14 protein-coding genes are annotated in these 13,030 nt (G+C 67.2%); 5 read left to right on the forward strand and 9 right to left on the reverse strand.

What is annotated here, in order from left to right; translation table 11 throughout:
* Positions 1-65 precede the first annotated feature (65 nt).
* From F3S47_RS05395 to F3S47_RS05410, 4 genes are all read right to left on the reverse strand, one after another.
* Positions 66-797 (reverse strand): amino acid ABC transporter ATP-binding protein, encoded by a 732-nt coding sequence (locus F3S47_RS05395; RefSeq protein ID WP_150444235.1) that lies wholly within the window; start codon positions 795-797, stop codon positions 66-68.
* Entirely contained in the window at positions 794-1,468 is a 675-nt protein-coding gene (locus tag F3S47_RS05400) for an amino acid ABC transporter permease (protein ID WP_150444236.1), read from the reverse strand. Before F3S47_RS05400 ends, F3S47_RS05395 begins: the two co-directional genes overlap by 4 nt.
* Before the next feature lie 8 nt (positions 1,469-1,476).
* Positions 1,477-2,238 carry an amino acid ABC transporter substrate-binding protein gene (locus F3S47_RS05405; protein WP_150444237.1) on the reverse strand — a complete coding sequence of 254 codons (762 nt, stop codon included), beginning with the start codon at positions 2,236-2,238 and terminating at the stop codon, positions 1,477-1,479.
* A 308-nt stretch (positions 2,239-2,546) separates the two neighbouring features.
* Entirely contained in the window at positions 2,547-3,116 is a 570-nt protein-coding gene (locus F3S47_RS05410) for a YcbK family protein (protein ID WP_150444238.1), read from the reverse strand.
* Positions 3,117-3,239: 123 nt separating this feature from the next.
* Between F3S47_RS05410 and F3S47_RS19635 the strand changes: the two genes are divergently transcribed.
* The 5 genes from F3S47_RS19635 (at position 3,240) to F3S47_RS05430 (ending at position 7,697) form a co-directional block, all read left to right on the forward strand.
* Entirely contained in the window at positions 3,240-3,371 is a 132-nt protein-coding gene (locus F3S47_RS19635) for a hypothetical protein (protein WP_263405978.1), read from the forward strand.
* A gap of 81 nt (positions 3,372-3,452) precedes the next feature.
* Entirely contained in the window at positions 3,453-5,060 is a 1,608-nt protein-coding gene (locus tag F3S47_RS05415; protein ID WP_150444239.1) for a L,D-transpeptidase family protein, read from the forward strand.
* A gap of 24 nt (positions 5,061-5,084) precedes the next feature.
* Positions 5,085-6,182 carry a UDP-3-O-(3-hydroxymyristoyl)glucosamine N-acyltransferase gene (locus F3S47_RS05420; RefSeq protein WP_150444240.1) on the forward strand — a complete coding sequence of 366 codons (1,098 nt, stop codon included), beginning with the start codon at positions 5,085-5,087 and terminating at the stop codon, positions 6,180-6,182.
* A 34-nt stretch (positions 6,183-6,216) separates the two neighbouring features.
* Positions 6,217-6,483, forward strand: coding sequence for an acyl carrier protein (locus F3S47_RS05425; protein ID WP_191090082.1), 267 nt, complete (start codon positions 6,217-6,219; stop codon positions 6,481-6,483).
* 5 nt (positions 6,484-6,488) lie between these two features.
* The gene (locus F3S47_RS05430; RefSeq protein WP_150445018.1) at positions 6,489-7,697 is read left to right on the forward strand and encodes a beta-ketoacyl-[acyl-carrier-protein] synthase family protein; all 1,209 of its coding nucleotides are present in this window, start codon (positions 6,489-6,491) and stop codon (positions 7,695-7,697) included.
* A 67-nt stretch (positions 7,698-7,764) separates the two neighbouring features.
* Here F3S47_RS05430 and F3S47_RS05435 read toward each other — a convergent pair whose 3' ends face one another.
* From F3S47_RS05435 to F3S47_RS19305, 5 genes are all read right to left on the reverse strand, one after another.
* On the reverse strand, positions 7,765-8,484 hold the full coding sequence (locus F3S47_RS05435; protein WP_150444242.1) for an invasion associated locus B family protein: 720 nt from the start codon (positions 8,482-8,484) through the stop codon (positions 7,765-7,767).
* 443 nt (positions 8,485-8,927) lie between these two features.
* Positions 8,928-10,238 (reverse strand): HlyC/CorC family transporter, encoded by a 1,311-nt coding sequence (locus F3S47_RS05440; protein ID WP_150444243.1) that lies wholly within the window; start codon positions 10,236-10,238, stop codon positions 8,928-8,930.
* A 92-nt stretch (positions 10,239-10,330) separates the two neighbouring features.
* Positions 10,331-11,263, reverse strand: a complete 933-nt coding sequence (locus F3S47_RS05445) for a site-specific tyrosine recombinase XerD (protein WP_150444244.1) — start codon at positions 11,261-11,263, stop codon at positions 10,331-10,333.
* Complete coding sequence (locus F3S47_RS05450) at positions 11,260-12,822, reverse strand: hypothetical protein (RefSeq protein WP_150444245.1); 1,563 nt, start codon at positions 12,820-12,822, stop codon at positions 11,260-11,262. Before F3S47_RS05450 ends, F3S47_RS05445 begins: the two co-directional genes overlap by 4 nt.
* Positions 12,819-12,995: a hypothetical protein gene (locus F3S47_RS19305; RefSeq protein ID WP_191090139.1), complete on the reverse strand. Its 177-nt coding sequence runs from the start codon at positions 12,993-12,995 to the stop codon at positions 12,819-12,821. Before F3S47_RS19305 ends, F3S47_RS05450 begins: the two co-directional genes overlap by 4 nt.
* Positions 12,996-13,030 lie beyond the last annotated feature (35 nt).

The raw sequence follows: 13,030 nt of genomic DNA on the forward strand, positions 1-13,030 counted from the left end.
GCAACTGATTTGTAATCAGTGGGTCGGGAGTTCGAGTCTCTCTGGGGGCACCACGCCACGCACCGCTAGCCGACACGCCTGAGGAAGCGCTTGAGGCGCTCGTCCTGCGGGTTGTCGAGAAGCTCCGCGGGAGGGCCTTGCTCGACGATGCGACCGCCATCCATGAAGAGGATGCGGTCGGCGATTTCCCGGGCGAACTGCATCTCGTGGGTGACGATCAGCATCGTCTGGCGCTGCTCGGCGACGCGGCGCATGAGATCGAGCACTTCGCCGATCCACTCCGGGTCGAGCGCCGAGGTCGGCTCGTCGAAGAGCATCAGGGCGGCCCCGAGGGCCATGGCACGGCCGATCCCCACGCGCTGTTGCTGACCGCCGGAAAGGGCGGCAGGGTAGCTGTCGGCCTTGTCGGCCAGCCCGGTCTCCTTGAGGATTCCGAGCGCGCGCTCCTCGGCTTCTTCCTTCGGGACCCGCTGGACCGTGACCAGCGCTTCCATGATGTTTTCCTTGGCCGTCTTGTTCGCGAAGAGCGCGTAGTTCTGGAAGACGAAGGCGGTGCAGCGCCGCAGCGACAGGATGTCGGTCTTCGAGGCGCGCGCCGCGTCGACGGTCAGATCGTCGATACGGATCGTTCCCGACTGGGGCCTGTCGAGAAAGTTGATGCAGCGCAGCAGTGTGGACTTGCCCGTACCGGACGGCCCGATCACCACGACGCGCTCGCCATCGGCGATCTCGAGGTCGATCCCGTCGAGAACGGCGGTCTCGCCGAAGCGCTTGGTCAGCCCCTGTATCGAGATCATCGTGCGTAGGCCTTGTTCAGGTAGAGTTCGAGCCGCTTCTGGCCCTGGTTCAGCACCTCGACCATGATCCAGTAGATGACGGCGACCACGAGGAAGGCTTCGAAGTAGAGAAAGCTCCCGGCTGCTTCCTTCTGGGCCGCGCCCATCATCTCGGTGACCCCGAGGGTGAAGGCGAGGGAGGTCCCCTTGATCATGTCGATGAAGTAATTGACCAGCGTCGGCGCCGCGATGCGGGTCGCCTGCGGCAGGACGATCCGCTTCATCATCTGGGCCTGGGTCATCCCGATCGACTGGGCGGCCTCCCACTGGCTGCGGTCCACGCCTGCGATCGCGGCACGGATGCTTTCCGCCATGTAGGCAGAAAAGTGCAATGTCAGGCCCATGATTGCCGCCGTCACGCCGTTGATCTGCGTGAGAAATGAAAGCACCTGCGGCAGGCCGTAGTAGAAAAGGAAGAGCTGCACGAGCAGCGGTGTCCCGCGGAAGAAGCTGATGAAGAGGATCACCAGCCAATCCAGCCCCGGGATCTTGATGACGCGCTCGACGGCGAGGAGCGAGGCGAGGATGAGCGCGAGCACCATCCCCGCCACCGCCATGAAGAGCGTCAGCGGCACGTAGCCCAGGATGACGGGCACAAGCCCCAGCATGTAGTCGAGGTCGAGTGCCCGCATCGGTCAGGTCACTCCGCGGCTGCGGTCGTGATGTCGCTGTCGAACCACTCCTGCGAGATCTCCGCGAGGGTTCCGTCTTCCTTGAGCGTCGTCAGGGCCGCGTCGATCCGGTCACGCAGCTCTTCGCCTTCTTCCGTGTCCCGGAAGGGGTAGGCGTTCCGAATCTCTGAGAAGGGCTGACCCGCGAGTTCGAGGGGCAGGGGGCTCTCCTGGATGACCTGGGCGGAGGACACGCGGTCCATCACGAAGGCATCCACCCGGCCGAGCGCGGTGTCCTGCTCGATGTTCGATTCGTAGGTCCGGATGTCGATTTCCTCGGCATAGGGCAGGTCCCGCAGGAGCTGCTCGAAGTTCGAGCCGAGGTTCACGGCGACGGTCTTGCCGCGGAGGTCTTCCACGCCCTCGATCTCCTCGTTGCCCTCGCGGGTCACGACCTGGGCACCGTCGATGACGTAGGGCTGCGTGAAGATGAAGGCTTCCTCGCGCTCGGGCGTGATGGTGATCTGGTTGGCGATCGTGTCGATGCGGCCCGACTCGAGAGCGCCGATAAGTCCCGAGAAGTTCATCGTCTCGTACTCGATCTCGAGGCCGGTCTCTTCGCCGATGGCGTTCATCACGTCGACCTCGAAGCCCTGGAGCTCGTCCTGGCGCACGAAGGTGAACGGGAAGTAGCCGCCGGACATCCCGACGCGCAGCGTTTCGGTTTCCTGGGCGGCGAGGCTGGTGCCGGCGAGGGCCGCGACGGCCGCCGGGAGGATCATCTTGAGCATGTTCAGAACTCCATCTTGCGTTTGGGCTCTACGTGACGCCCCTGGCTCCGGCAATCAACGCGCGGCCCGGAAAAAGGCCGCATGTGTTTTTGCTGCGGTGCCAGGCGGGACGCATGTCCTTGAGGGCCCGCCCTCAGTGCGGCTGGCGTTTTCCTGGGCGGGTGTTGTGTGGGACGTTGATCCGCCATCGCCCCATGCGCCCGGTGCAAGGCCGCCTTGTGATCGCCCGCCAAACCACAGGAATCTTGTCCCCGAACAGAAAAGGGCGCCCGAAGGCGCCCTCTCTCGAATTCGAAGCCCGGTCCGGCTCAGCTGCCCCAGCTGCGGACGCGACCGCAGTCCATGTGGACGAAGTTGGAGCCGGAGTAGCGGCCCACGCCACCCGCGCGGCAGGAGGCCGCGGCGCTGGCGATCTGGCTCACCGAGCGCGAGCGAAGCTGAAGGTCCGCCGCCTGGCCCTGAAGGTGCAGCGAGTTGCTCGCCACGCCGGAGGAGTTGGCCCGGAGCATCGCGTTGGTTTCGGGCGAGCGGTAGCCCGAGATCAGCGTGAAGGGCTCATCCACCCGGAGCAGGTTCCAGGACGCCGCCATGATGTCGAGCGTGCGGGTGTCGATCTGCTTGACCTTCCCGTTCCGCCAGTCGCGCATGAAGTGGTTCACTTCCTGCACGGCGTCGGCGACGTACTGACCATCGATCCAGTAGATCATCTCGATCTTTTCGCCGGTCCGGCCGTTGTACATCTTCAGCCGGCGGATATCGCCCGAACCGCGAAGGAACCCCGCGGCCATGGAGTACGTTGGAGCTGCAGTAACGGCCGTGGCCGCAAACGCACGAAGGAGCGCACGTCTAGAGAAGCTCGAAGAGCAAGTGTCGGTCATGGTAATAGCGCCTGTCCCGTCGCTTACTTGGCCCGCCTTGGCCGGCGGGCGTGTCTGCCATCTCATCCCCAGATGCAGCACCTGTTTGCCACAAGCCCGCCCGATTACCAAGGCGGGGGTAGCATGCAGATCGTAAAGATTGTCCAAATCGGCGAGAATTTGCGCACAGGCGCGTTGCGCCGGAACCCGGTGCAAATCGGCCACGGCAGAAAAACCACAGAACGCGGGGCGTTGGCGGACCTTGCGGAAAGTTGAATAGACGGGATCGCCACCCGCGTCATTCTGAGCAGGAACCCGATGAAGCAGACGCCGCACAATCCCCAGGGGCGCCGATCCATGAGACTGTCCGATAGAATTCGCGCGCGTGGCGTCGCAGCCGCCGTTGCGGCCGCCCTTATCGCGCCCGTCGCCGGCACGCCGGCCAAGGCGCAAATCCAGATCGAGTTTACGGCCTTCGCGCAGACCGTGGCGGAAACCGCCGCCCGCGACGGCGATCTCTCCGCCTTCTACCGCGATCGCGAATTCTCGGGTCTTTGGACCGGCACCGGCGAAGAGGCGCAGATGCGCCGCAACGCCTTCCTGGGTGCGCTGGCGGATGCACATATCCACGGCCTGCCAGAGGCGCGCTTCAATCCCGAACAGGCGATGATGATCCTGCGCAGCGCGCGGACGCCTCAGGAGAAGGCCGAGGCCGAGGTCGCCATGACGCGGCTCTTCCTCGACTACGCGCGGGCGCTGAATACCGGCGTGCTGGAGCCTCGGGAGGTGGTCTCGCAGATTCGCCGCGAGGTTCAGCACAAGGATCGGCAGGAACTGCTGGCCAGCTTCGCGGAGAACCCGCTGGGCATGCTGCAGTCGCTGCCGCCGTCCTCGCCCGAGTACCAGCGCCTGGTTCGTGCCAAGATGTCGCTTGAACGGACGCTCGCCGCCGGCGGCTACGGCCCTACGGTGCAGGCGACGATCCGCCCCGGCGATAGCGGCTCCGACGTGGTCCGTCTTCGGGACCGGCTTCGCGCCATGGGCTACATCGGCCGCACCATGACGGCGAGCTACGACCGCGAGATGGTCGAGGCCGTCGAAGAGTTTCAGGCCGACATGGGGCTCGAGGTCGACGGCGTCGTCGGGGGCGCCACGCTCGAGGCCCTGAACATGGGCGCGCTCGAGCGTCTCGAATCCGTCCTCGTCGCCATGGAGCGCGAGCGCTGGATGAACAACATCGAGCGCGGCGACCGCCACATCTGGGTGAACCTGCCCGATTTCACCGCGACCATCGTGGACGATGGTGCGGTGAGCTTCCGGACCAAGTCGGTCATCGGCACTGCCGATGTCGACCGCCAGACGCCCGAGTTCTCGGACGAGATGGACCACATGGTCATCAATCCGTACTGGTACGTCCCGCGCTCGATCATCGAGAACGAGTACCTGCCGGACATCCGTCGGAACCGGAACGCGCACGGCCAGCTGCAGGTCATCAACCGGCAGGGTCAGGTCGTGAGCCGTGGCGCCGTGAGAACCGGCGGCTCCTTCCCCTATTCCATGCGCCAGCCTCCGGGCCCCTCGAATGCGCTGGGACGGGTGAAGTTCATGTTCCCGAACCAGTACAACATCTATCTGCACGACACGCCGGCGCAGCACCTCTTCACCCGCGCCGTCCGGGCCTACAGCCACGGCTGTATCCGACTCGATGACCCGTACGAGTTTGCCTACGCGCTCCTGGCGCTCCAGGAAGACGATCCGGAAAGCTTCTTCCAGACCCGTCTTCGCAGCGGTCAGAACACGCGCGTGAACCTGGAGCAGACGGTCCCGGTGCACCTGGTGTACCGGACAGCCTTCACGGACGTGGACGGCAAACTGCAGTTCCGCGATGACATCTACGGCCGCGATGCCCGCATCTGGGATGCGCTCGCCCGTGAAGGGGTGGCGATTCGCTCGGTCTCGGGCTAGTCCCGCGCCCGGATGGGGGCGGCCATGACTTCGCACAGCATCGAAGAGATTGCGGCGGCGCTCGGAGCGGAAGCTCTGGGCGCCGTCTCCTTGCGCGTGACCGGCGCGGCCGAGCCGCAAGCGGCGGCGCCCGACGAACTCGCGCTTGCGATGACGCCGGCCTACGGCGAGGCCCTGACCAGGGGCCGCGCCCGGGCTGCCGTGATCTGGCCCGGGGCGGACTGGCAGGCGCTTGGACTCGAGGCCGCAATTGTCGCGCCGCGGGCGCGTCTGGCCATGGCGCAGCTCACCCAGTTGCTTGACTCGGCGCCCTCCGGGCCGGGAGAGGTTCATCCCTCTGCCGTGATCGGCGAGAGCGCGCGCGTCGACGGCGCCTTGATCGGCCCGCTCTGCGTGGTGGGCGAGGGTGCCGAGATCGGTGCGGGCACAAGGCTGGAGGCGCATGTCACGGTGGCCCCGGGCGCGCGTATCGGACAGGACTGCCGCCTCGCCGCGGGCGTCCGCATCCAGCGCAATTGCCGCATCGGCGACCGGGTGATCCTTCAGCCCAACGCAACGATCGGTGGCGACGGATTTTCCTTCGTGACCCGCGATGTCTCGAATGCCGAGCGCGCCCGCGCGGCCCTCGGCGACGCGCGTCTGGAACCGCCCGAGGATCCGGTCTGGCATCGGATACACTCTCTCGGCGGGGTTGAGATCGGCGACGATGTCGAGGTCGGATCGAACTCCGCCGTCGACGCTGGCACGATCCGCGCCACGCGGATCGGCCGGGGGACCAAGGTCGATAATCTCGTGCAGGTGGGCCACAACGTGGTCATCGGCGAGGACTGCCTGATCTGCGGCGCGACCGGCATAGCCGGGTCGACCGTGGTCGGGGACCGCACCGTGCTCGGCGGCGCGACCGGCGTCGTCGACAACCTGAAGATCGGCTCGGACGTCGTGACGGGGGCAGGCACTTTGGTTCTGTCGAACGTCCCTTCGGGGCGCATCATGATGGGTAGTCCCGCGATGCCGATGACCGCGCACTTGGCCAGCTACAAGGCCCTCAGACGCCTTCCGCGGCTGCTTCGCGACCTTGCGTCGGCCAAGAAACCGGTTCCCAAGCCGGACCCGAATGACTAAATCACCGCCAATTCAAGTCGGGGGGACGGACGTGATGGACGAGGTGCGCGACAAGGTGGTCGAGATCATCGCCGAGCAGGCGTTGATGGAGCCCGGCGACGTGCGCATGGACATGACGCTGGAAGACCTCGGGATCGACAGCCTCGGCCTGGTGGAGAGCATCTTCGCCATCGAGGAGGCCTTCGACATCTCGGTGCCCTTCAACGCGAACGACCCCGAATCCAGCGACTTCGATATCTCCTCGGTCCAGGCGATCGTGGACGCCGTGCAGGAGCTCGTCGCGGCGCAGCACCAGAAATGACCGGTATGAAGCGGGTGGTCATCACCGGCGCGGGCACCATCAACGCGCTCGGCCACGACGTGGCCTCGACGATGGAGGCCATGCGCGAGGGTCGTTGCGGTATCGGTCCGATCGACGTCCGTGACGTCGACCGGCTCTCGGTCCGGATCGGCGGGCAGGTGCAGGGCTACGACGAACACGCCCACTTCAACCGCCAGCAGATCGCGCTCTACGACCGCTTCACGCAGTTCACCCTCCTCGCGGCGAAAGAGGCCGTGGAGCAGTCCGGGCTGAGCTTCGTCGGCGAGATCGCGGCGCGGTCAGGCGTGGTGCTCGGCACCGCGGGCGGTGGCGTGAACACCTGGGACGAGAACTACCGGACGGTCTACGAGGAGGGGAAGAACCGCGTTCATCCCTTCGTCGTGCCGAAGCTCATGAACAACGCGGCGGCCAGCCACGTCTCGATGGAGTGGAACCTCAAGGGGCCGTCTTTCACCGTTGCCACCGCCTGCGCCTCGTCGAACCACGCCATGGGGCAGGCCTTCTGGCTGATCCGCTCGGGCGCCTGCGACGCCATGGTCACCGGCGGATCGGAAAGCATGCTCTGCTTCGGCGGGGTGAAGGCATGGGAAGGGCTCCGGGTCATGTCCAAGGACGCCTGCCGGCCCTTCAGCCTTGGCCGCAACGGCATGGTGCAGGGCGAGGGGGCCGGCGTCTTCGTCTTCGAGGAGATGGAGCATGCCAAGGCCCGCGGAGCCGATATCCTGGCCGAGGTCATCGGCTTCGCCATGACCTCCGACGCGGCGGACATCGTGATGCCCTCCAAGCAGGGCGCCTCGCGCGCGATCCAGGGGGCGGTCGCCGATGCCCGGATCGCCCGGGAAGAGGTCGGCTACATCAACGCCCACGGCACCGGGACCGCGGCGAACGACAAGACCGAATGCGCGGCCGTGTCCGATGCCTTCGGGGCCCATGCCGACGAGCTGATGATCTCGTCCACCAAGTCCATGCACGGTCACCTGATCGGCGGGACCGGTGCGGTGGAGCTCCTGGCCTGCATCATGGCCCTGCGGGACGGGGTGATCGCGCCGACCATCGGCTACGAGGAGCCCGACCCCGAATGCGCGCTGGACGTCGTGCCCAATGAGGCGCGCGAGGCGAAGGTCGACGTGGCGCTGTCGAACGCCTTCGCCTTCGGCGGGCTCAACGCCGTGCTGGCGCTTCGCCGCGTCTGATCCGAGCTCCCGAACGAAAAACGCCGCCTCCGAGAGGCGGCGTTTCTCTTGATCTCCGAGCCAGAACTTACTGGTCGTTGGCGGCCTCGAAGCCGGCGGTGAACCCGGAGAGGGAAGCGTCGAGACGGACCTCCTGGTCGGGCGCCGCGGCCGGCACGAGCCGGATCTGCGCATTTGCGCCGCGCTTGAACTGGTTCACCTGCTCGGTCGTCAGACCGATCTGCGCCACGCAGCCCGCCCGGTTGCAGAAGCGGAAGGGATACTGCCGCGCCGCGCCACCGTCGACGGAAACGACGAGTTGTTCGGTCAGCAGGGTCTCGAGCGGGGCGACCACGGTGGCCCCGGCCGCCGCCTGTCCGCCCTCGGGAAGCGGCACGACGGAGATCTCGGCGACCTCGTTGCCTTCCTGGTCGGTCAGGAGCTGGTAGAGCTCGCAGGGGTCCGGCTGGCCTTCGGGCGCGTTGATGCAGCGCAGCGACCAGGCGTCGAAGGTCTCGCGGATGTAGGGCTGGCCCTCGGCAGGCTCGCCGCCTTCGACCGGGTTTCCGAGGTCGAGGTCGGGCAGGGCGTTGCCGGTTTCGGTGGCCTCGCCCGTCTCCGGCGCCTCGGCATCGGTCGCCGGAGCGTCCGTGTCCGTCGCTTCGGCTTCGGGCGCCTCAGTTTCGGTCTGCGGTGCCTCGGTTTCGGTCTGCGGTGCCTCGGTTTCGGCATCCTGTGCCGCGGCGGGCAGCGCGAGGGTCATGGCCGTGGCTGCGGCCGTCAGGAACAGGGAAAGTCTGTCTAGCATTGCGGTCCGTCCATTGTCCGTGTCGGCGCGGTCTCTAGCATGGGTGCGGCAGGCTGTCAGGGCCAAATCTCGGCGCTGACCAGGCCGTGACCGGTGGGGAGCGGCCATAGAAAAAGGGCCCTCGCGGACCCTTCTCCCATTCTCCCTGCCGGACTTGGCCGACTTATGTCGCGAACGCTAGCGGCGGGGGAGGCGTCCGTCAACAGGCTAGTAACTACGGATCGCCAAACAAAAAAGCCGCGCCCGAAGGCGCGGCCAGTCGACAGGGAGGAAGTCGTGCCCGGCCCCGAGGACTTGGGAAGCAGAGCGCGGGCACGGATGTAGTCTTGCCGGAAAGACTTTAAGAGCGCGTTGAGACCCGGCGCGGCTTCCTGCGGCGTCCGCACTTCAAGTTCGCGCGGTAACGCCCTGCAATAAATTGGAAAATCTCGCCGACGCGCTGGCTAGATCGGGTCAACCGGTCGAATTTTCAGGAGAGTCAGCCGGTTTTCTTCCTTCTCCAGCACCTCGAAACGGAAGTCGTGGAAGGAGAAGACCTGTCCCTCGGCCGGGATCATCTGCGCCTCGTGAATGACGAGGCCCGCGATCGTGTTGGCCTCTTCGTCGGGCAGGTTCCAGTCGTTCATCCGGTTGAGGTCGCGGATCGTCATCGCGCCCTCGACAAGGAAAGCGCCGTCCTCGGTCCGCTTGACCGCGTTCTCCTCCTCGATGTCGAATTCGTCTGTGATCTCGCCGACGATCTCCTCGAGGATGTCCTCCAGCGTGATCAGGCCCTGCAGCGTGCCGTATTCGTCGACGACAAGCGCGAAGTGCGTGTGCCGCTTGAGAAACTCGCGCATCTGGTCGTCGAGCGTCGTGGTCTCGGGGACGAAGTAGGGCTCCATCACCACGCTCATGACGTCGAAGTTCCTCAGTTCCTCGGCCGTCACGTCGCCGTCGTCCGCCAGCCGGTGCATGGCCCGCAGCAGTTCCTTGGCGTGCAGTACCCCGACGATGTTCTCGGGCTTCTCGCGATAGAGCGGCAGGCGGGTGTGCTGGCTTTCAAGGCAGAGACGCAGGATCTCGCGGGGCTCCAGATCGGCATCGATCATCTCGATCCCCGAGCGGTGGAGCATGATTTCCTCGACGAAGCGCTCGCCGAGGTCCAGGGCCCCGAGGATCCGGTCGCGGTCTTCCTTTTCCACGACGCCTTCGGAATGGCCGATCGAGAGCGCCCCGGCGATCTCCTCGCGCACGGCGAGGAGGTCTGCGTCGGGGTCGGTGCGGATGCCGAAGACCCGCAGTACCCCGCGGACGAGCAACCGCACGAAGCTCACCACCGGGGCGAAGACCTTCACCACGAGGCTGATCGGACGCGCGACGAGAGAGGCCGCGGCCTCGGCATTGGTGATGGCGTATGTCTTGGGCAGCACCTCGGCGAAGATCAGGACGAGGGCGGTCATGACGAGCGTGGCGAGCGCCACGCCGGATTCCCCCAGCAGCCGGGTGAAGAGCGCGGTCGCCAGCGAGGTCGCAAGGATATTGACCAGGTTGTTGCCGAGAAGGACGGACCCGATGAGGCGCTCGCTGTCCTCGGTCACCTTGAGGGCCAGCGCCGCGCCCTTGCTGCCCCGGTCGGAGAGGGAGCGCAGCTTGCCCCGCGACGCCGCGGTGAGGGCGGTTTCCGAACCGGAGAAGAAGCCGGAGAGAATGAGCAGTAGCAGGATCGCGGCAGAGGTGATCCAGAAGGCACCGTCGAAGCTGGCGGTTTCCATGTCGTCCTTCGTTTCAGTTTCTACAGTTTATGAGGTCGCGGGCCCGTCTCTTCAAGGACCGGCAGCAGTGAGCGCCGGCCCCGGTGCGGAGCCTATTCGCGCTCCCGGACCATGGGATGGTGCTCCAGCACCAGCGCCTTGAGCCGTTCGTCGAGGACATGCGTGTAGATCTCGGTCGTGCCCACGTCGGCATGGCCGAGCAGGGTCTGGATCGCCCGCAGATCGGCGCCGCCTTCCAGCAGGTGGGTCGCGAAGGCGTGCCGGAGCGTGTGCGGCGTGACCTTCGCCGGCGAGATGCCGGCGAGCACGGCGATTTCCTTGACGATGCTGAAAAAGCGATGGCGGGTCAGGTGCCCGGCCTTGGAGCGCGACGGAAAGAGAAAGCGTGAAGGCGTCTTGCCCCTATCTCGGACCTGTTCCTCCTCGGCGGCGTCCCGGGCCGCGAGCCATTCGGTCAGGGCCGCGCGGGCGGGCTCGGAGAGGGGGACCATCCGCTCCTTGCCGCCCTTGCCGCGCACGAGGAGCATGCGCGGGTCGCCCCGCGCCGCGGCGACCGGGAGGGAGACGAGTTCGGTCACCCGCAGCCCGGTCGCGTAGAGGAGCTCCATCAGGCAGGCGTTCCGCACCGGCTCCGTCGTCTCCCGCGCGGCAGCGAGGAGCTGGTCGACTTCCTCGGTCGTCAGCGTCTTCGGCAAGCGCTGGTCCCGGCCCGGACCGGCGATGCGGATCGCCGGGTTGTCCTCGCGCCAGCCTTCCTCGAATGCGAAGCGGTAGAGCTGCTTGATCGCTGAGAGGCGGCGCGCGCGGGTGGATCGGGCGAAGCCCTGCGCCTCGCAATGGATCAGGTAGCCCTCGACGTCGTCCTGGCCGGCCTCCGCGAAATGGCGCCCCGCGAGCCAGGCGTCGAAGTCCTTCAGGTCCCGGGCATAGGCCAGCTGAGTGTTCGTCGCGGCATCGAGCTCGGCGGCCTGAGCCTCTAGGAAGGCCTGGATCCAGTGGGCGTTCGGCTGCGTCGCGGCGCTCATGGCCGTCGGTCGAGCAGCAGCAGCTGGAGCGCCGCGCGCCGGGCCGTGTCCTCGAGCCCGACGGCCCGAAGGAAGGCGAGCGCCTCGGTCACGGCCTCCGGATCGCCCGCGATACCGTTGTCGAAGATCGCCACAGCCCGGAGGATGGCCTCTCCCAGCCGGTCCTCTTCGACCATCTGCATGAGCGGGGCAGGCGGCTCGGCCCCGGCGAAGGCGGCGCGAACGGCGGCGGCCATTTCGTCCGGCGGGACCGTCTCCGCCGCTTGGCCGAGAGCGGTCGCCTTGAGCAGCTCCGCCTGCGGCGTCTCCGGCTCCATGCCGAGCGCGATTTCCTCGTAGATGTCGGAGAGAAGTCCGATCCGCGTCGCAAGCTCCTCGGCACGCTCGGGCAGCTCGATCGACCGGAGCCGGTCGGCGAAGAGCCGGGCGAAGGGGACTTCGGTCCGCGCCTCTTCCATGGCGGCCCAGGCCTCGGGCAGGGCGTCGGCCACCTCTTCGGCATCCTCCTCGGCCAATGCGGTGTCCAGCGCCTGGATCGCGGCGGCCCTGTCCCAGACACTGCCGGAGGCCGCGGGACTGCGCAGCGTGTAGAGATCGAGGAGGACGGCATCGTCGACTGCGCCGACCCGGGCGAGCCGTTCGGCGGCCTCGAGCCGGGCCTTCCAGCCATTGATCTCGCGGAGATCGGCATGGGCGAAGGCGCGCGGCATGTCCGTCGTCGGCAGGGCCTCCCCGATCCCCTCGCGCAGGCGGAAATCCAGCGGCGTGGGGCGGTCCGGCACCGGCAGGGGCGGCAGTCCCTCGAAGACCTCCGGGTCGAGGAACCGCGTCAGCAGGGCCTCGTCCCGCGCGCTCACGTCGCCGAGCGCCTGCGCCGTGTTGAGCGTCAGAGCGGCCGCGGGCCAGTCCCCCTGGTTCGCGAGGCAGAAGATCCGGGCATCGAGCGTCGGTGCGAGCTCGGGCATCTCGTCCATGAGCCGGCAGGCCTGCGCCTCGCGGCTGGTCAGCAGCGCGACGTCGAAGTAGCGGCGGAAAAGGGCAGGCCGGTCCGGCTTGGCCGCATCCAGCATTTCCCAGGCCGGGTCCAGCGCGCCCAGGTCCAGCAGCTTGTCGATCCGAGCGAGAAACAGTGCGGCCTCGGGGCCCGCACCACGCGGCGCGTCCGCCTCCGCCAGCAGAAGGAGCCTCATCAGGTCGCGCAGGGCCGGGAGCGTCTCGATCCGCTCTGCCGCGATGAGGGCCGCGACGGTCTCGACCTCGGAGCCCGCCCACAGACTGCGGGGCAGCCCCGTGAGCTCGGGTGCCAGCACGCCGACCGGGTCGGGCGAGGCCGAGCCCAGCGGCTGGACCGTGACCTCGGGGATGTTCGCGCTGTCGGCGATCGGATCCTCACCGGCGCGGGCCGGGCGGTCGGTACTGCTGCTGCTGGAGGAGAGAGGGTCCGGCGTGTTCACGCTCTCGGAAAGCCAGTCGATGGCGGACAGCGGCCGGCTCGTCTCCTCCTGCGCCTGGACGGCACCGGCCGCGAGCATCAGACAGAGGGCCGCCGCGTGTCTCACTCCCCGGGCTCCAGCGTGACCGGGAGGCGTATCTCTTCCTGAGGCGGATCGAAATCCTCCGGGAAGAAGATGGGGCCGACATAGGCGTAGGCCACGAGAGCGATCCCGCCGAGAAGGGCCAGCCAGAACAAGAACTTGATAAGTCGCCACAGCATCGAGTCTCTACCGCTCATTGTGCCTCGGGTCCGCCATGGGGGCGGTCCGGACT

The organism is Histidinibacterium aquaticum, from assembly GCF_008710275.1.
Lineage (GTDB): Bacteria > Pseudomonadota > Alphaproteobacteria > Rhodobacterales > Rhodobacteraceae > Oceanicola > Oceanicola aquaticus.